Below are 18,150 nucleotides of genomic sequence, written 5' to 3'. Positions count from 1 at the left end.
GAGTCTTAAGTGTGGAACGACGCTCGCACCATCAACGTAATCGCCAACACGCTAGCCGTGCTGGCGGTGGCGGCCATGCTGGCCGCCGGCGTCGTATGGTTGTCGCAACGACCGTATTTCGACCTGCGCAGCATCGATCTGGCGCCGGCACCGGACAGTTCCCTGCATTATGTGTCGGCGGGCGCCGTGCGTTCTCAGATCGCCGGGCATGTAAAGGGCAATTTTTTCACGGTCAACCTCAACCAGATACGCGCTCTGTTCGAGTCGGTGCCCTGGGTGCGGCGCGCGTCGGTGCGGCGCATATGGCCCGACGCATTGCGCGTGAGCATCGAGGAGGAGCAACCGCTGGCACTGTGGAACGAGAACCAGATGATCAATACCTGGGGAGAGGCGTTCACGGCCAATACCGGCGAACTGGACGACGACACCAAGCTGCCGCAGTTTTCCGGACCCGATGGCAGCCAGGAACTGGTGGTGCAGCGCTACGCCGAACTGGCTCGCTGGCTCGCGCCGCTCAACCTGCGCGTGACAGACTTGGATCTGAGTCCGCGCTATGCCTGGCGCGTCACGCTGTCCAACGGCCTGGTGCTGGATCTGGGGCGAGACCCCTCGGCGGACATTCCCGATCCGATGGGCATCCCCGGCGCGATGTCGTTCTCCGCGCGTATCCAGCGTTTCGTGCAGGCCTGGCCTGCACTGCAGGGCAAGCTCGACGGCCGGGAGGTGACGCGGGCCGACCTGCGCTATCCGAATGGTTTCGCGCTGGCGCTGGCGCCGCTGCCGGCGAACCCGGCTTCCAAATCCGAATCAAAATCCTCCATCAAGAAGCGATAACACCATGACCCGTGATATCAAGGACCTCATCGTCGCCCTCGACATCGGCACCAGCAAGGTGGTCGCCGTCGTGGCCGAGATCTTGCCGGAGGGGCGGTTCGAAGTGCTGGGCCTGGGTCAGCATGAATCGCGCGGCATGCGCAAGGGCGTGGTGGTCAATATCGAGAGCACCGTCAACTCGATCCAGCGCGCGCTGGAAGAAGCCGAGCTGATGGCCGATTGCAAGATCCGCGACGTCTACACCGGCATCGCCGGCAACCACATCCGCAGCTTCAATTCCAGCGGCATGGTGGCCGTCAAGGACAAGGAAGTCACGGCCGCCGACGTGGCCCGCGTGATCGAGACGGCCAAGGCCGTGAACATTCCCACCGATCAGCAGGTATTGCACGTGCTGACGCAGGAATTCATTGTCGACGGCCAGGAAGACATCCGCGAGCCAATCGGCATGAGCGGCCTGCGGCTGGAAGTGCGTGTGCATATCGTGACCGGCGCGGTGAGCGCCGCGCAGAACATTGTCAAGTGCGTGCGCCGCTGCGGCCTGGAAGTGCAGGACCTGATTTTGCAACCGCTGGCGTCCAGCTTGGCCTGCCTGACGTCCGACGAGAAAGAATTGGGCGTGGTGCTGGTCGATGTCGGCGGTGGCACCACCGACGTGGCGATTTTCACCGGCGGAGCCATACGACACACCGCGGTTATTCCGATTGCCGGCGACCAAATTACCAACGATATTGCTGCGATGCTGCGCACGCCCACGCCGGACGCGGAGGAAATCAAGCTGCGCTACGGCGTAGCCAAGCAGGTGCTGGCGAGTCCCGAAGAAACCGTCGAGGTGCCTGGCCTGGGTGACCGAGGTCCGCGCCAGGTCAAACGCCAGGCGCTGGGTGCGGTGATCGAGCCGCGGGTCGAAGAGCTCTTTAACCTCGTGCAACAAGTTGTGCGCGAATCCGGTTATGAGGATCTGCTGGCTTCCGGCGTAGTGCTCACGGGCGGCACCGCGCAGTTGCCCGGCATGATCGAGCTGGCCGAAGACGTATTTCTCAAGCCTGTGCGCGTGGCCGTGCCCGAATATGAAGGCAGCCTGGCCGACGTGATGCACAATCCGCGCTTTTCCACCGTGATGGGTCTTCTGCAGGAGGCCCGCATGCAACGCCTGCGTGGCCGCAAAGTGGCGAATCAGGCTGGCAACTTCAAGTCGGTGCTGGGACGCATGAAGGAGTGGTTCATGAATTGAGCGGGAAACGGCGGGTTTCTAGTACCGCCGGGAGCCAGACCGGGCCAAGCGGCGCGGGGCGGACTCCGAAGAGGCGCTTCAAAACCGGTGCGGGTTGCCGATCGGCATCTGCTTTGAGGCGATTCACAGCTAGTTGGGGACTTTTGTGATTTGCTTTTAGGAAAGAGGGAGCAGTGATCATGATGAATTTCGAAATGCTTGAAAGCAGTACTAAAGGGACCGTCATCAAGGTGGTCGGCGTGGGAGGCGCGGGAGGCAATGCCGTGTCGCACATGATTCGAAACGGGGTGAACGGCGTGGACTTCATTTGCGCCAACACCGATGCGCAAGCCCTAGCCGCAACCAATGCGCCGGTGCAGATCCGCCTGGGCCGCACTGGCCTGGGTGCCGGTGCCAAGCCCGAACAGGGTCGCTCCGCCGCCGAGACCGCCCGCGAGGAAATCCGCGCGGCGCTCAACGGCGCGCACATGGTGTTCATCACCGCAGGCATGGGCGGCGGCACCGGCACAGGTGCCGGCCCGGTGGTCGCCGAGGTAGCCAAGGAACTGGGCATCCTGACGGTGGGTGTAGTGACCAAGCCCTTCACGTTCGAGGGCAACAAGCGCATGAAGATGGCCGAAGAGGGCATCAGCGAACTGGGCAAGCATGTGCATTCGCTCATCGTGGTTCTCAACGAGAACCTGTATGAACTGATGGACGAGGATGCGACCCAGGAAGACTGCTTCAAATCGGCCGACGACATCCTGCACAACGCCTGCGCCGGCATCGCCGAAATCATCAATGTCGAGGGCAACGTCAACGTCGACTTCGAGGATGTCAAGACCATCATGGGCGAGCAGGGCCAGGCCATGATGGGCACGGCCGTCGCCAACGGCGCCGACCGTGCCCGCAACGCCGCCGAGAAGGCCATCGCTTGTCCGCTGCTAGAAGGCGTGGACTTGAACGGCGCCCGCGGCGTGCTGGTCAACATCACCGCCAGCCGCTCGCTGAAGATGCGCGAAACCCGCGAGATCATGGAAACCATCCGCGGCTACGCCTCGGAAGACGCCACCGTGATCTTCGGCACGGCCTACGACGAATCCATGGGCGAGAACCTGCGCGTCACGGTGGTCGCCACCGGCCTGGGCAAGACCGCGGTCCGCCCGCAACTGGTCCAGACCGTGGTCGCCGAACTGCGCACGGGTACCGACAATATGGCCTATGCCGTGCCGCAACAGCAAGGCGACTACCGCGGCATGGACGTGCCCTCGGTGATGCGCAACCCGCGCAGCCAGGCCTCGGCCCAGGTGCGCGCGCTGGAAAGCTCGGGCATGGACCACTTCGATATTCCGGCGTTCCTGCGCAAGCAGGCAGACTGATCCATTCAGCCCCGCCCTGCTGTACCTCCCTCAATCCGCGGCCTGCCCCCCCCCTGGGCAGGCCGCGGGCGGAGCGTCCCTCCAAGCCCGAGGTGGACCGTCGCGGCACCCGTAATGGGATGAAGTAATTGACAACAAAAAAGGGACGTATCGTTAGCACAAGCGGCACTGCCCGGGCTACAATGTCTGCTCATAAAAAACATTAATTTCGTTTTTCAGCCATGTTTCGCCAGCGCAGCATTCAGAATCTCGTCCGTACGACCGGCGTGGGTGTCCACTCCGGGCGCCGGGTTGAGCTCGTCCTGCGCCCGGCCGAAGCGAACACGGGCATCGTGTTTCACCGCACTGACTTGCCTGAGGTCGTCGATCTGCCCGCGCGCGCGGATGGCGTGGGCGACACCCGTATGGCGTCGGTGCTGCAGAAGGGAAATGTACGCGTTTCCACGGTCGAACATCTGATGTCGGCGCTGGCCGGTCTGGGTATCGACAACCTGCACATCGACATCACCGCCGAAGAAGTCCCCATCATGGATGGCAGCGCGGCGACCTTTGTGTATTTGCTGCGTTCGGCCGGCATCGTCGAGCAGAACGCGCCCAAGCGCTTTATCCGGGTCAATAAGCCCGTCGAGGTGCGCGAAGGCGACGGCGCCAATGCCAAGTGGGCTCGCCTGGAACCGCATGAAGGTTTCGCCTTGGCCTTTTCCATCGACTTCCAGCATCCGGCAATCGACTCGACGGCCAATTTTGCCGAAGTCGACTTCGCCACGCACTCCTATACTCGGGAAATCGCGCGCGCGCGCACCTTCGGTTTCGTCAACGAAGTCGAGGCCTTGCGTTCCATGGGACTGGCCCGCGGCGGAAGCCTCGATAACGCCATCGTCATGGACGAGTACCGCGTACTGAACAACGACGGTTTGCGCTACGACGACGAGTTCGTCAAGCACAAGATTCTGGACGCTATCGGAGACCTCTACCTGCTGGGCAAGCCGCTGGTCGCCCGGTACGTGGCCAACAAGTCCGGACACGCGCTCAACAACCTGTTGTCGCGCACGCTGATGGCCGATCAGAGCGCCTGGGAAATCGTCACGTACGAATCGCAGGCCGAAGCCCCGGCGGCGTTCCGTGGATGGAAGCTGGCGCAGGCTTGATACTTTCCCGGCGTTGCGACAAAAACGCCGCGGATGCGGCGTTTTTCGCTTTTATGGACCGAGCCGAGAGTCCCGCAGCAATCCGAAGCGCGCGGCGTCCGAATGCAGCCACTGCCGACGCTGAGCATCGGAAATGTGCCGGGCAGCATCGCGTGCTTAAGGCCTCAAACCGCCCTCAAGATCTCCGGTGACCATGGTGCGTCAGCAGGCGCGCAATCGCGTCCGCCAAGGGGCCGGGCCGCATCGTTTTCCCCAGTTCGTCGAAAGCCTCCAGGGCTTGCGTATCCAGGGGCTGGGCCGATTTGACCGGTCGTGCCGCGCGGCTGCCCGGGCGCGGCATGCCAGCCTGCACCCGTACCGCGATCTCATCGAGCAGCCAGCCGCGTACGGACAGCGCCTGGGCCAGACTGGGTGCCATCTGCCGCAGCTTGGCAGCATAAGCCGACCCCGGCACGGCCAGCTCCAGGCGATGTTGGTCCAGCTTGATGACAGCGCAGACTTCGCCCAAGCCCGGCGGTAACAGCGCGGCCAAGGCCTGCTGAAGCTGCAGGTGGCGGTGGGCCGTGGCCAGCACCCCGGCGCCGCGCGCATCATGGCCCAGCCAGGACAGAACGGTTTCCTGTTTGCGGCCGACCTTGGGACGGTAAGAAAAGGGCTTGTTCATACAACTAAGAGGCTTGATGAACGTGATTATGCCCTTACCTACCCCGGAACGGCCCCCAGGGCTTCGTAACCTGGGTGCGCTACACTTGTCCGTTTCCCTTCGGGCTGTACCGAGACGCATGATTTCCCTGCTCAAAAAACTTATAGGCAGCCGTAACGACCGACTGCTCAAGCAATACCGCAAGCTTGTCGGTCAGATCAACGCGTTCGAGCCGCAGCTTGCGGGCTTGTCCGATGAATCGCTGTCCGCCAAGACCGAGGAGTATCGCGCGCGCATCGAGCAGGGCGCCTCGCTCGACGCGCTCTTGCCCGAGGCATTCGCCACCGTGCGCGAAGCGGCCAAACGCGTGTTCGGCATGCGGCACTTTGACGTGCAGATGTTGGGCGGCATTGCCCTGCATAAGGGCAAGATCGCCGAAATGCGCACAGGCGAAGGCAAGACCTTGATGGCCACGCTGCCGGTCTACCTGAACGCGCTGGCGGGCAAGGGCGTGCACGTGGTCACGGTCAACGACTACCTGGCCCGGCGCGACGCGGAAACCATGGGCCGGCTGTACCGTTTCCTGGGCCTGAGCACGGGGGTGGTCGTGCCTCAGCAGGAAAATGAGGAAAAGATCGCCGCCTATCGCGCCGACATCACCTACGGCACGAACAACGAGTTCGGATTCGACTACCTGCGCGACAACATGGAATACCGGGTCGAGGATCGCCGCCAGCGCTCGCTCTTTTATGCCATCGTCGACGAGGTGGACTCCATCCTGATCGACGAGGCGCGCACTCCGCTGATCATCTCGGGCCAGGCCGAAGACCACACCGATCTGTATGTGCGCATGAATTCGGTGCCGCCCATGCTCACGCGCATGACTGTCGAGCCCAAGCCGCAGGAGCCTGAGCCCGAAGGCGATTACTGGGTCGACGAGAAAAGCCAACAGGTCTATCTGTCCGAGGCCGGCCACGAACACGCCGAGGAAATCCTGTCCAAGAACGGCATGCTGCCTGCCGGCGAGTCGCTTTACGACCCGCGCCACATCGCGCTCATGCATCACCTGATGGTCGCACTGCGTGCCCACTCGCTGTATTTCCGCGACCAGCAGTATGTGGTGCAGAACGGCGAAGTCATTATCGTCGACGAATTTACCGGCCGTTTGATGGTGGGCCGCCGCTGGTCCGACGGGCTGCACCAGGCCGTCGAGGCCAAGGAAGGTGTGAAGATCGAGAACGAGAACCAGACCCTGGCCTCGATCACCTTCCAGAACTACTTCCGCATGTACGACAAGCTGGCGGGCATGACGGGCACGGCCGATACCGAAGCCTATGAGTTCCAGGAGATATACAGCCTGGAGACCGTCATCATCCCGACCAACAAGCCTATGATCCGCAAGGATCAGAACGACCAGGTATTCAAGACCGGCCAGGAAAAGTACAACGCCATTCTCGAAGACATCCGTGACTGCCATACGCGCGGCCAACCCGTGCTGGTGGGCACGACCAGCATCGAGAACTCCGAACTGCTGTCGGGCCTGCTACGTCAGGCCAAGCTGCCGCACGAAGTGCTCAACGCTAAACAGCATGCCCGCGAAGCCGAAATCGTGGCGCAGGCGGGCAAGCCTGGCCACATTACCATTGCCACGAACATGGCGGGCCGAGGCACCGACATCGTTCTGGGTGGCAGTATCGAGAAGCAGATCGAACTGCTGCATGCTGACGAGTCCCTGAGCGAGGCCCAGCGCAATGCGCGTATCGAGGAGATCCGCGCCGCCTGGAAGCCCGATAACGAGCGCGTCAAGTCCGCGGGTGGCCTGCGCATCATCGGCACCGAGCGCCACGAATCGCGCCGTATCGACAATCAGCTGCGCGGTCGCGCGGGCCGCCAGGGCGATCCGGGTTCTTCGCGCTTTTATCTGTCGCTGGAAGACGCGCTGATGCGTATTTTCGCGGGCGACCGCGTGCGTGCCATCATGGAACGCCTGAAGCTGCCTGAGGGCGAACCCATCGAAGCCGGCATGGTGACGCGTTCGATAGAGACCGCGCAGCGCAAGGTCGAGGGCCGCAACTTCGACATCCGCAAGCAGCTACTCGAATACGACGACGTTTCCAACGACCAGCGCAAGGTGCTTTATGCCCAGCGCAACGAGGTGCTGGAAGCCAGTTCGGTCAGCGAGACCGTCATCAGCCTGACAGAAGGGGTCATGACCGACTTGTTCCACGCTCATGTGCCGCCCGAATCGATCGAGGATCAATGGGACGTGGCGGGCCTGCAGCAAGTGCTGGCCAACGATTGGCAAATGACGCTGCCGCTGACCCAGATGCTAGAAGAAGAGTCCCATCTGGACGAGGACGGATTGCGGGCGCGCGTGCTTGCCGCCGCGCGCCAGGCTTACGATGCCAAGGCCGAACTGGTCGGCACGGAATCGTGGGCCCAGTTCGAGCGCTCCATCATGTTGCAGGCCATGGATTCGCACTGGCGCGAGCATTTGTCCTCGCTGGACTATCTGCGCCAGGGCATTCATTTGCGCGGTTACGCGCAGCGCGATCCCAAGCAGGAATACAAGCGCGAGGCGTTCGAGCTGTTCTCCAGCCTGCTCGATCGCATCCGCAATGATGTGGTGCGCGTGCTGTTGACAGTGCGTGTGCAGTCGGCCGAGCAGCTGGAGCAGGCCGAAGAGATCGAGCCTTTGCAGAACCTGCAGTTCCAGCATACGGATCCTGATGCGGAACTGGCCGCTGTGGCGGCCCCCGGCGTGTCTGCCATGCCAAGCGGTGCGGTGCCGCGCGTGGGGCGCAACGACCCTTGCCCTTGCGGCAGCGGCAAGAAGTACAAGCAGTGCCACGGGAAGCTTGCCTGACCTGGGCATCGGCCGGCGCGGTTCTTTGAATCGCGTCGGCGCAGTTCCTGGGCCGACGGGGCCGCCTTGCGAAAGTTGCGATGCTCGCCCCGGAAAACGGGGCTGTGCTTCGGATTTCATCCGGATAGTACCCGGCTTGCAATGTCTTCAACCGGGACGGTTGAAAACCCGGTTTATTGCAGCAACGGTTGCGGTGGCAGCAGGTTCACGCCGGTGGAAATACTTTCCTCGGCCACGCCATAGATGTGCAGGGTGATGGCCACCTCGTCGCCGCTGTTGCCCAGGCGGTGGGTCTGTTGCAGGCCGGGGATGGCGGTGAAGATGTCGCCGGGTTTGCGGGTGATCTCGCCGTTGACCGACAGTGTCTGAGTGGACGGATTCCAGTCGTAGAGCGTTTCCGACAGCTCGCCTTGCAGCACGCGGTAGGCGCACCAGGTCTTGTGGCCGTGCACGGGGCTATGCTGGCCCGAGCGCCACACCAGGTAGACGATCGTGAAGCGGCCACTCGGATCGGCGTAAGCCACATGGCGGCAGTAGCCGTCGGGCGAGCCGGCGCGCAGCGCTTGCGGTAGGGCTTCCAGCAGATTGTCGGCTTGCCTGAGGTTCGTCGCCATTTGCAACAGCAGGTTCGAGGCGGCGGTCTGCTCGGCCTGATCGGTGGCGGTGGACAATGCCTGCAGCGAGGCGTTCGGGGCGATGACGGAGTCGGTGGCGGCTTGCATGTCGGCTCGGGGTGCGGGTAATGGGAATCCGTCTATGCTAAAGCGCGGCCCATAGAATAATTTTGCCTAATTCGTGCCGGATGACGGCCGCGGTGAAATATTTTTCCTCCAGTACAAAGGAACCCCTCATGGATCAGACGGACTTCAAGATTCTCGGGCTCATGCAGAAGAATGCCGACCTGTCTGTGGCCGAGATCGCCGAGCAGGTCAATCTGTCTGTGACGCCGTGCTGGCGGCGCATACAGAAGCTCAGGGAAGATGGCGTCATCCTGCGCAATGCGGTGGTGCTCAACCCGCAGGCGCTGGGACTCAATCTCACGGTCTTCGTTTCCATCCGCACCAGCCAGCACAATGCCAAATGGACGCAGAGCCTGGTCGGCGCCGTCATGGCTTTGCCCAATGTGGTGGAGTTTCACCGCATGGCAGGCGACGTGGACTATCTGCTGAAGGTGGTGGTCCAAGACATGGCGGCCTACGACCGCTTCTACCGGCGTCTGATCGACGCGGTGGATCTGCTGGATGTCAGTGCCAGCTTTTCCATGGAGGTCATAAAGAGCACCATGGAACTGCCGTTGAGCAGGGAGTGACGCGGCTTCAAAGCCGCGGCGTTACAGCATCGGCAGCGGCCGGCTGTGGCGCGCCTCGTCGGTCGCCACGTAGGTCAGCGTCGCCTCGGTGACCTTGACGATCTCGGCGTCCAGGCGCTGGCGCTGAGCGTAGACGTCTACCTCGACGGTGACCGAGGTGTTGCCGGTTTTGACGATCTTGGCGTAGAAGCTGAGCAGGTCGCCCACAAATACCGGCTGCCTGAAGACCAGTGCGTTCACCGCGACGGTGGCGACCCGGCCGTTGGCCCGGCGCGCGGCCGGGACGGCGCCTGCGATGTCGACCTGCGACATGATCCAGCCGCCGAAGACGTCGCCGTGGATATTGGTGTCCGTCGGCATGGGCATGACGCGCAATACCGGGTCGTCGTTGGGCAGCGTGACGGGAGTGCAGGCGTGTGACATGGCTTGGTTCCGTTGCGGGTTCTATCGGGCCAGGCGCTGGAGCGCCAATTGGACCCAGTAAGTCGCGCCCAGCGGCAGCAGCGCGTCGTTGAAGTCGTAGCTGCCGTTGTGCAGCATGCAGGGACCCATGCCGTGGCCCTGCGCACGGTGGTCGCCGTCGCCGTTACCGATCCAGACGTAGCAGCCGGGTTTTTGCAGCAGCATGTAGGAGAAGTCCTCGGCGCCCATGGTCGGCGTGACGTGGTCATCGACGTTGTCCTTGCCCACGATGCCGCGCATGACCTCGGCGCAGAAGGCGGTTTCCTGCGGATCGTTGATGGTGGGCGGGTAGTTGCGGTCGAAAACGAAATCGACCTGGCAGTTCATGGCTGCGGCGGTGTGTTCCGCGATCTCGCGCATGCGCCGCTCGATGAGATCGGTCATTTCGGTGGTGAAGGTGCGCACCGTTCCGCGCAATTGCGCGTCGGCGGGGATGACGTTGTCGGCGCTGCCAGCATGGATTTGTGTGATGCTGAGCACCGCGGCTTCGATCGGGTGGCGGTTGCGCGAAACGATGGTCTGCATGGACACCGCCATCTGCGCGGCCGCCATGATGGGGTCGTGGCCCAGATGCGGCATGCCACCATGAGCGCCCTTGCCCTTGACGACGATGGAGAATTCGTTCGCCGAGGCCATGATGGGGCCGGCCGTCACGCCGAACTGGCCCACCTTGAAGCCGGGCCAGTTGTGCATGCCGAACACCGCTTCCATGGGGAATTTGGTGAACAGACCGTCGTCGATCATGCGCTGGGCGCCGGCACCTCCTTCTTCGGCGGGCTGGAAGATGAGATAGACCGTGCCCGCGAAGTCGCGATGCCGGGCCAGGTACTGCGCCGCGCCCAACAGCATTGCGGTGTGGCCGTCGTGGCCGCAGGCGTGCATCTTGCCGTCGTGCTGGCTGCGGTGCTCGAAGGCGTTCAGTTCCTGCATCGGCAGCGCGTCCATGTCGGCGCGCAGGCCGACGGCGCGCGGCTTGGCCGGATCCTGCGGCAGCTTGCCTTCGATGACGCCCACCACCCCGGTGCCGCCCAGGCCGCGGTCGATGGGAATGCCCCACTCCTGCAGCTTGGCGGCGACGATGTCGGCGGTACGGAATTCTTGGTAGGACAGTTCGGGATGCGCGTGCAGGTCGCGCCGGACGTGTGCGATTTCTTCCTGCCAGGCAACGATGGGTTCGATGAGTTTCATGATGAACTGCGTGCGGAACGCATGAGATATGTGTCTTCTCAAGGGTATCATCAACGGCCAAAATCGATAAATACGGAGACAACCTATGCCGCCGCGTCCGTGGCTGGCGCATTATCCGCCGCAGGTGGCGGCCGAGATCGCGCCGCATGATTACACTTCGCTGACGGATATGCTGAATCGGGCGTGCAGGCGGCATGCGCGGCGCACCGTCTGCCGTTTCATGGGCAGCGACCTGGGGTACGCCGCGATGGATGCCAAGGCCGCGGCTTTCGCCGGCTGGCTGCAGGCGCAGGGGCTGGAACGAGGCGCCCGCGTGGCGCTGATGATGCCCAATGTGCCGGCCTATTTCGCCGCCCTTCTGGGCGTGCTGCGCGCCGGCATGGTGGTGGTCAACGTCAATCCGCTCTATACCGCGAAGGAACTCGAGCATCAACTGCGCGACTGCGGTGTATCGGCCATCGTCGTTCTCGAAAATTTCGCGCATGTGCTGCAGAAGACGGAAAACGTTCCCGAATTGCGCACCGTGGTGGTGGTCGCGTGCGGCGACATGCTGAGCGCGCCCAAGGGGGCGCTGGTCAACTTCGTCGCCCGGCACGTCAAGAAGCGCGTGCCGGCCTGGCGCATCGAGGGCGCCCGTACCTGGGCCGATGCGATCGGCGCGCGCAAGCCTTACACGCCGGTGGCGATGGGCCTGGACGATCTGGCCGTGCTGCAGTACACGGGCGGAACGACCGGCCTGCCCAAAGGGGCGATGCTTACGCACGGCAACCTGGTAGCCAATGTGCTGCAGATGGTGGAAGTGGCCCGCCCGGCCCTGGGCGACTTGAACGGCGCGCACGCCGAGCGCTTGACCATCCTCGGAGCGCTGCCGCTCTATCACGTGTTTGCCATGACAGTGTGCGGATTGCTCTGCATGCATGCGGGTATGCGCAATCTGCTCATCATCAATGCGCGCGACCGCACGGCGCTGATCAACACGTGGCGCAAGACGCCCGTGCATCTCTTTCCGGGCGTCAATACTCTGTTCAACGGGCTATTGAGCCATACGCAGTTCGCCGGCCTGGATTTTTCCGCGCTGCGCCTGACATTGGGCGGCGGCATGGCGGTGCAGGCCTCGGTCGCCGAACATTGGTTCAAGGTCACCGGCAATGCCCTGATTGAAGGATATGGGCTTTCGGAGACCTCGCCGGTGATCGCGGTCAATCCTACCGACAGCACGTCTTATAGCGGCACGGCAGGCCTGCCCCTGCCCTCGACGGACGTGGCCATTCTGGACGAAGCCGGCGCGGTGCTGCCATCCGGCCAGGCGGGCGAGGTGGCTGTGCGCGGGCCGCAGGTCATGAAAGGCTACTGGGGGCAGCCCGACGAGACCCGGGCCGTCATGACGGCCGATGGGTTTTTCCGCACAGGCGATATCGGCGTGCTCGACGAACGCGGTTGCCTGCGCCTGGTCGATCGCAAGAAGGACATGATCACCGTGGCGGGATTCAAGGTGTACCCCAACGAGGTCGAGGCGATCGTGGCCACGCATCCGGGGGTGCGGGAATGCGCCGTGGTCGGCGTGCCCAACCGGCATTCGGGCGAATCGGTGCGCCTTTTCGTGGTGCGGTCCGACCCGGCGCTGAGTGCGGTGCAGCTCATGGCCTGGTGCCGACGGCGGCTGGTGGGCTATAAGCGGCCGCGCAAGGTGGTCTTCTGCGACGAGTTGCCCAAGAACAATGTGGGCAAGATCCTGCGCCGGGTCCTGCGCGAACCGGTTTGAGCGCGCCGTCTCAGGGCTGCCCGGGCTTGAGGTGTGGCGCGATCATGGCGACCAGTTCTTTGTGGACCTGGGGGTTGCCGGCGACCACGTAGCCGCCCTTGGGCCAGGGGTCGGCCTGGTGCATATCGGTGCAGATGCCGCCCGCCTCGCGCAGGATCAGCGTGCCGGCGGCCACGTCCCAAGGCGCCAGGCCCATTTCCCAGTAGCCGTCGTAGCGGCCGCAGGCCGTCCAGGCCAGGTCCAGCGCCGCCGCGCCCAGGCGGCGAACGCCGCGGGTGGTGTGGATGGCGGCATTTAGCGTGGGCATGTACTGTTCGGCGAAGGAAAAATCGCGGAACGGGAAGCCGGTGGCCACGACCGATTCGGTCAGGCTGCCGGTGCGCGAGCAGGCGATGCGCCGGCCGTTGAGCCATGAGCCTACACCATAGACGCTGGTGAACAGTTCTTCACGACAAGGATCGTAGACCACGCCGATCACGGGGGTGTCGACCTTGACGGATTCGTCGATCGAAACCGGCGTTCCGGCGTGCGCGATTAGGGCAATGGACACGGCGTAGTGCGGAATGCCGCTCAAGTAATTGGTGGTGCCGTCCAGCGGATCGATATACCAGGTGGCCGGGCCTTGCGGCACGCCGCCGGTTTCTTCCGCTACGATGCCCAGGCCCGGCATGCGGGACTGCAGCGCCTCGATGACGGCCGCTTCGGCTTCGCGGTCGGCTTGCGAGACCAGATCGTTGCGCGCCTTGTGGTCGATGATCAGGTCGGCCCGATGGTGCGCGTACGATTGCAGCACGGCTGCGCCGGTGTGGGCGGCGCAAACGGCTGCGTCGATGGCCATGCGCAGATCGAGCAAGTGATGCTTGGGGTGGCTGGTGTTCTGCATAGGTATAGTGTAAGCCTGCCCGCTATGCGGGGCCGCATCGGCGGGGCGATTGCGCGGCGATGCGTGGCGCATAGCCAACGGCTTCTGTTATGTTGGCGGCGCATTTGCAAAATTCCATGTCTTCTTCCTACATACCCTTGCAGCCCGCGACCTTGTCGTTCGATGATGCGGGGCACCCGTTCAGCGCATCCTACGGCGACGTCTATCACTCGCGTACCGATGCGCTGGGGCAGGCCGAGCAGGTATTCCTACGCGGCAACGATCTGCCCCGGCGCTGGCAGGGCCGCGCCCGGTTCACGGTGTGCGAGACCGGCTTTGGGCTGGGCCTGAACTTTCTGGCACTGTGGCGCGCCTGGCGTGCCGATCCGCGGCGCGTGGCACGCTTGCATGTGGTGTCGATCGAAGGACATCCGCTGGAGCGCGGGGCTTTGCGTGCGGCCTGGGATCGGCATCTGCCGCGAGAACTGCGCGCATTGGCCGATTTCCTGGTTGAGCAATGGCCGCAGCGTCTGCCCGGCCTGCACAGATTGGAATTCGAAGATGGCGCCGTCACGCTGACCCTCGCTTTCGGCGAGGCTGCGGCGGTCGCCCCACGCTTGTCCGCGCACGTGGACGCCTATTTTCTCGACGGTTTCGCGCCCAGCCGCAACCCTGCGATGTGGTCGCCCGAAATGCTGGGCGTGCTGGCGCGCCTGGCCGCGCCCGATGCCACGCTGGCGACCTGGTGCAGCGTGGGCCATGTACGGCGCACGCTGGCCGCGGCCGGTTTCGAAATAAAACGTGAGCAGGGCTACGGCAAGTTGCACATGACCGTGGGCAGGCGTGCCGCGCAGGCCGTGCCGGGTCCCGCACTGCCCTGTGCCGACCCGGCGCCGGTGCTGGTGATCGGTGCGGGCCTGGCAGGGGCCGGCGTGGCCCAGGCGCTGGCGCTGCGCGGACGGCAAGTGACGGTGCTGGCGCCCGACGACGACGCGGGCGCGCATCGCGGCCATTTGGCTGCCGCGCTGACGCCGGTGATCGCGCGCGATGACAATCCGCGGGCGCGCCTGTCGCGGGCCGGCAGCCTGCGCGCCTTGCACCGCTGGGCCGGCCTGGATCAGGCTGTGCGCCGCTGCGGCACCTTGCAGCTGGAGCGCGATGTTGGCCGGGCCGCGGCCCTGTCCGAGGCCCTTTCCTGTCTGGCTTTTCCCGAGGACTGGGCGCGTTTCGTCGACGCCGGCCAAGCGGGGCGACTGGCAGGGCTGCCGGTGGCGCGCGGCGGCGTGTATTTCCGTGACGGCCTGCTGGTGCGGCCGGATCGTCTGGTCGCTGCGCTTTTGTCCAGGCCGGGCGTCACTCGCCGGGCTGGCATGGTCGCGTGCATCCGGCCGGCCGCCGGGATGTGGCAGGCTTGCGACGCACGGGGCCTCGTGTTGGCCGAAGCCGATCAAGTTGTGCTGGCCTGTGCCGCCCAGGCGCCGGCGTTGCTGCGGGCCAGCGGCCTGCTGGACCCTTTTTTGCCCAGATTGGCGCAGATGCATGCTCTGGCCGGCGAAGTCACGCAAATACCCGCTTGCGCGTTGCGCGGCGGCCCGCACTGCATCGTGGGAGGCGAGGGCTATCTGCTGCCCGAGGTGCAAGGCTGGTGTGTGGCGGGCAGCACTTATGTGCACGGCGCCGCGCGGGCAGAGGCCGGCGCCGCAGGGCAGCGCGTCAATCTGGACAAGGCGGCTGGGCTGCTGGATGCAGGCGCAGGGCTGGCTTTGCGTGGGCTGCCGGCCGGCGATCTTCCCGGCTGGGCCGGTTGGCGGGCGGTGTTGCCCGGTCGCCTGCCGGCCATCGGGCCGCTGGCCCATGCCGACGGCGTCTGGCTGGCGACCGGCTATGCTTCGCGCGGCCTGAGCTGGTCGGCCCTGGGCGGGGATTTGATCGCCGCTTGGCTCTGCGGCGAGCCCTTGCCCCTGGAAACCGACCTGATCGCCCAGATTCTGCCCCGCTAGGGGGAGAGGGCAGCTTTTTTTTTGTAGCCCCAAAAGGGCAGTCAAAGGGCCGAAAATCCCTGGTTTCGCACCCGTTTCGCACCCGTTTCGCACACAGTCGGCCCGGGTCCGAAGGGCGCCGAGTTTATTTCAAAAGCCAAATCCGTCAAAATAGAGGCTTTTAGCTTTCTGGCCCAGAACCCGAGGTGTCTTGCCGTGCCGCCTAAGTCCAGCTTAGTCCAACTCACCCCGCTTGAAAACGCCCAGCTGTCGACGAGCCGTCCCAGCCGCATCGATTTCGACCTGGGGGGCGGCCTGTCCTTGGCGGTCGAAGCCCATGCGCCCGGCGTGTTCCGCCTGCGCTGCGGCGATCCCGCCCTCCTGAGCGACGAGAAAGCCAGCCCGCGTGCGCGCGTGCTGGCCGAAATGCTGCTGGCGCGCCAGGAGGCCGTGGGCGAAGCGACTGTCGCGCCGCGCGCGGGCGGCTGGCGCATCGAGCAGGGCGACGCAACGCTCGACGTGCAGACCAAGCCTTTGCGCATCACCTTGTCGCGTGGCGGGCATGCTGTGCTGTCTTCCTCCGCAAGTGAGGCATTCGCCCATCAGGAACTGGATAGACCCGAAGACGCCACCTGGACTGCGAGCTTCGTGCTCAAGACCGGGGAGCACGTCTACGGCCTGGGCGAAACCCCGGGCGATCTGAACCGCCGCGGTGAAGATATCGTATCGGACGATCCCACGTACCGCGCCTTGCCCCTGGCCTGGAGTCCGCGCGGTTGGGGCCTCTACGCCAACACCTTGCACCGTGTCGAGCACGCGCCGGGCGTGGCGCCATCGGGCTCGGCCTATGTGCTGACGATTGCCGATCCGGTGCTGGATCTCTTTCTCTTCGCCGGCGAACCCGGCGAAATCCTCAACCAATATACGGCGCTGACGGGTCGTGCGGGTCAGCCCGGGCTATGGGCCATGGGGGCCTGGCTGCAGCAGGCGCCGGGCGAATCGGCCGAGCAGACGGCCGCGCTGGTTGAACGCCTGCGCACGGAGCAGATCCCGCTGGATGCGGTGTCGCTGGGAATGCCGGCAGCCTGGGGCTTGCAGTCCGACAAGTTTGCGCTCGAATGGGATGGCCAGCGTTTTCCCGATCCCAAACAAATGCTGGGGCTGTTCCAGAAACACCACGTGCACGTGTCCGCATCGTGTCTTCCTGCCGTGCCGCAGGGCAGCGCCTTGTTCGAGGAACTGGAGGACCGTGGTTGGCTGTTGGCCCGGGACGAGGGTGGCGCGCAGGTCTTTGACGGATGCGCGGCCACGGGCGGCCGTGCGTATGGCCTGCTCGATCTGACTCACCGCGATGCCTACAACCTGTGGGTGGATCGCCATCGTCAGTTGATGGAGGACGGCGTGGGCGCGCCGGCCTGCAGTACCCAGATCGATATTCCCGACGGTGTGTGCGGACGCAGCGGCGAAAGCGGCGCGTCGTTGCGCACGCAGTACCCGCTGCTGGCGCGCCGCGCGCTGTTCGACGCCGTGGCTGGCCACAAGGTGCCGCCGGAAGGGGTGATTCCCAGCACCGATCTGTTCCCCGCGGTCCAGCGCCTGCCCTGGCAGACCGGACCGCAAGTGCCCAACAGCTGGGAGGGCCTGGAACACAGTCTGCGCACATCGCTGTCCATCGGTGCCAGCGGCGTGCCGGTGCAGACGCACAATATCGGCTCGGCCAGCGCCCCGCTGGACGGCATGGACGCCGAACTCTATCTGCGCTGGCTCGCCATGGGCGTGTTCTCGGCCAACTTCAGCTTCCAGGGGGTCGAGGGCCTGATGCCCTGGGCGTTCGGCGCGCAGACGCTGGACCATGCCCGCACCTGGATGAACTGGCGCTATCGCCTCATTCCTTACGTGCTTGGCGCAATCGAGGACGCCGCACGCACGGGCCTGCCCGTGCAGCGCTCCATGGCTATGTCCTTTCCCAACGACCCCGACGCGCATGCCTGGGACCTGCAATACCTGCTGGGTCCGGCCCTGCTGGTGGCGCCAATCACCAAGCCTGGCAGCGAGGTCAAGGTCTATCTGCCCAAGGGCGAGGCCTGGTGGGACCTGAATACAGGCCACCGCTACGAGGGCGGCACGGTCTGGACGCTGACCTGCGGTCCCGAGCAGTACCCGGTGTTCGGCCGCGAAGGCCATATGCTCTGCATGGGGCCGCTGGCCCAGCACGCAGGCGAGTTCAATTCGGCGCGCATCCTGGACGAAGTCTGGATGTTCGGCATGCCCGTGCACAATCCGGTGGTGATGCGCAACAAGATCCGTGTGATGCAGATGCAGGGGTCCAGTTACATCAAGGGGTTGGAAGGCTTGCGGATTCTGCCGTCCGAGGGGCTCGAAGTGAAGCGGCGCGGGGCGGAAGTGCGGATTTCGCACGCGCGTTGAGTTCTTGACGCGTTCGGCGTGCCTGAGTCTGGGGGCGGGTCGGGCCTGGTTCGCAGCCGCTGCGAATGGCTCCGTCCGGCG

The 18,150-nt window shown here is 64.6% G+C and carries 14 protein-coding genes; 9 read left to right on the top strand and 5 right to left on the bottom strand.

Annotation, left to right across the window (positions count from 1 at the left end; all coding sequences use genetic code 11):
- Nucleotides 1-9 precede the first annotated feature (9 nt).
- The 4 genes from H143_RS0103445 (at nt 10) to lpxC (ending at nt 4,571) form a co-directional block, all read left to right on the top strand.
- Entirely contained in the window at nt 10-834 is an 825-nt protein-coding gene (locus H143_RS0103445) for a cell division protein FtsQ/DivIB (RefSeq protein ID WP_019936832.1), read from the top strand.
- A 4-nt stretch (nt 835-838) separates the two neighbouring features.
- Nucleotides 839-2,065 carry a cell division protein FtsA gene (gene ftsA / locus H143_RS0103440; protein ID WP_019936831.1) on the top strand — a complete coding sequence of 409 codons (1,227 nt, stop codon included), beginning with the start codon at nt 839-841 and terminating at the stop codon, nt 2,063-2,065.
- Nucleotides 2,066-2,244: 179 nt separating this feature from the next.
- Nucleotides 2,245-3,423 carry a cell division protein FtsZ gene (gene ftsZ / locus H143_RS0103435; RefSeq protein WP_019936830.1) on the top strand — a complete coding sequence of 393 codons (1,179 nt, stop codon included), beginning with the start codon at nt 2,245-2,247 and terminating at the stop codon, nt 3,421-3,423.
- Between the two features lie 221 nt (nt 3,424-3,644).
- Entirely contained in the window at nt 3,645-4,571 is a 927-nt protein-coding gene (gene lpxC, locus H143_RS0103430) for a UDP-3-O-acyl-N-acetylglucosamine deacetylase (RefSeq protein ID WP_019936829.1), read from the top strand.
- A gap of 175 nt (nt 4,572-4,746) precedes the next feature.
- Here lpxC and H143_RS0103425 read toward each other — a convergent pair whose 3' ends face one another.
- Complete coding sequence (locus H143_RS0103425; protein ID WP_019936828.1) at nt 4,747-5,235, bottom strand: DciA family protein; 489 nt, start codon at nt 5,233-5,235, stop codon at nt 4,747-4,749.
- Nucleotides 5,236-5,353: 118 nt separating this feature from the next.
- Between H143_RS0103425 and secA the strand changes: the two genes are divergently transcribed.
- Nucleotides 5,354-8,080, top strand: coding sequence for a preprotein translocase subunit SecA (secA, locus tag H143_RS0103420; RefSeq protein WP_019936827.1), 2,727 nt, complete (start codon nt 5,354-5,356; stop codon nt 8,078-8,080).
- A gap of 173 nt (nt 8,081-8,253) precedes the next feature.
- On the opposite strand, the gene H143_RS0103415 is transcribed toward secA, so the two are convergent.
- Nucleotides 8,254-8,802, bottom strand: coding sequence for a cysteine dioxygenase family protein (locus H143_RS0103415; RefSeq protein WP_019936826.1), 549 nt, complete (start codon nt 8,800-8,802; stop codon nt 8,254-8,256).
- A gap of 128 nt (nt 8,803-8,930) precedes the next feature.
- Here H143_RS0103415 and H143_RS0103410 point away from each other — a divergent pair, with 128 nt between their 5' ends.
- Nucleotides 8,931-9,389 carry an Lrp/AsnC family transcriptional regulator gene (locus H143_RS0103410; protein ID WP_019936825.1) on the top strand — a complete coding sequence of 153 codons (459 nt, stop codon included), beginning with the start codon at nt 8,931-8,933 and terminating at the stop codon, nt 9,387-9,389.
- 21 nt (nt 9,390-9,410) lie between these two features.
- Here H143_RS0103410 and H143_RS0103405 read toward each other — a convergent pair whose 3' ends face one another.
- Nucleotides 9,411-9,812 carry an acyl-CoA thioesterase gene (locus H143_RS0103405; protein WP_019936824.1) on the bottom strand — a complete coding sequence of 134 codons (402 nt, stop codon included), beginning with the start codon at nt 9,810-9,812 and terminating at the stop codon, nt 9,411-9,413.
- Between the two features lie 21 nt (nt 9,813-9,833).
- Nucleotides 9,834-11,039 carry a M20 aminoacylase family protein gene (locus H143_RS0103400; protein ID WP_019936823.1) on the bottom strand — a complete coding sequence of 402 codons (1,206 nt, stop codon included), beginning with the start codon at nt 11,037-11,039 and terminating at the stop codon, nt 9,834-9,836.
- A gap of 85 nt (nt 11,040-11,124) precedes the next feature.
- Here H143_RS0103400 and H143_RS0103395 point away from each other — a divergent pair, with 85 nt between their 5' ends.
- Nucleotides 11,125-12,801, top strand: a complete 1,677-nt coding sequence (locus tag H143_RS0103395) for a long-chain-fatty-acid--CoA ligase (RefSeq protein WP_019936822.1) — start codon at nt 11,125-11,127, stop codon at nt 12,799-12,801.
- Nucleotides 12,802-12,811: 10 nt separating this feature from the next.
- On the opposite strand, the gene H143_RS0103390 is transcribed toward H143_RS0103395, so the two are convergent.
- The gene (locus H143_RS0103390) at nt 12,812-13,684 is read right to left on the bottom strand and encodes an inositol monophosphatase family protein (RefSeq protein WP_026349680.1); all 873 of its coding nucleotides are present in this window, start codon (nt 13,682-13,684) and stop codon (nt 12,812-12,814) included.
- Nucleotides 13,685-13,800: 116 nt separating this feature from the next.
- On the opposite strand from H143_RS0103390, the gene mnmC reads away from it, so the two are divergent.
- Entirely contained in the window at nt 13,801-15,663 is a 1,863-nt protein-coding gene (mnmC, locus tag H143_RS0103385) for an FAD-dependent 5-carboxymethylaminomethyl-2-thiouridine(34) oxidoreductase MnmC (protein WP_155803314.1), read from the top strand.
- 195 nt (nt 15,664-15,858) lie between these two features.
- The gene (locus H143_RS0103380; RefSeq protein WP_026349679.1) at nt 15,859-18,069 is read left to right on the top strand and encodes a glycoside hydrolase family 31 protein; all 2,211 of its coding nucleotides are present in this window, start codon (nt 15,859-15,861) and stop codon (nt 18,067-18,069) included.
- Nucleotides 18,070-18,150 lie beyond the last annotated feature (81 nt).

Source organism: Bordetella sp. FB-8, assembly GCF_000382185.1.
Taxonomy (GTDB): Bacteria; Pseudomonadota; Gammaproteobacteria; order Burkholderiales; family Burkholderiaceae_B; genus Bordetella.
This window is presented reverse-complemented; position numbering and strand designations above follow the sequence as displayed.

Excerpts from the sequence above, each read along its gene's own strand:
- H143_RS0103400 (WP_019936823.1), bottom strand. The coding sequence starts at position 11,039 with ATGAAACTCATCGAACCCATCGTTGCCTGGCAGGAAGAAATCGCACAC.
- ftsA (WP_019936831.1), top strand. The coding sequence starts at position 839 with ATGACCCGTGATATCAAGGACCTCATCGTCGCCCTCGACATCGGCACC.
- H143_RS0103415 (WP_019936826.1), bottom strand. The coding sequence starts at position 8,802 with ATGCAAGCCGCCACCGACTCCGTCATCGCCCCGAACGCCTCGCTGCAG.
- H143_RS0103390 (WP_026349680.1), bottom strand. The coding sequence starts at position 13,684 with ATGCAGAACACCAGCCACCCCAAGCATCACTTGCTCGATCTGCGCATG.
- ftsZ (WP_019936830.1), top strand. The coding sequence starts at position 2,245 with ATGATGAATTTCGAAATGCTTGAAAGCAGTACTAAAGGGACCGTCATC.
- lpxC (WP_019936829.1), top strand. The coding sequence starts at position 3,645 with ATGTTTCGCCAGCGCAGCATTCAGAATCTCGTCCGTACGACCGGCGTG.
- H143_RS0103395 (WP_019936822.1), top strand. The coding sequence starts at position 11,125 with ATGCCGCCGCGTCCGTGGCTGGCGCATTATCCGCCGCAGGTGGCGGCC.
- H143_RS0103405 (WP_019936824.1), bottom strand. The coding sequence starts at position 9,812 with ATGTCACACGCCTGCACTCCCGTCACGCTGCCCAACGACGACCCGGTA.
- mnmC (WP_155803314.1), top strand. The coding sequence starts at position 13,801 with ATGTCTTCTTCCTACATACCCTTGCAGCCCGCGACCTTGTCGTTCGAT.
- secA (WP_019936827.1), top strand. The coding sequence starts at position 5,354 with ATGATTTCCCTGCTCAAAAAACTTATAGGCAGCCGTAACGACCGACTG.
- H143_RS0103410 (WP_019936825.1), top strand. The coding sequence starts at position 8,931 with ATGGATCAGACGGACTTCAAGATTCTCGGGCTCATGCAGAAGAATGCC.
- H143_RS0103425 (WP_019936828.1), bottom strand. The coding sequence starts at position 5,235 with ATGAACAAGCCCTTTTCTTACCGTCCCAAGGTCGGCCGCAAACAGGAA.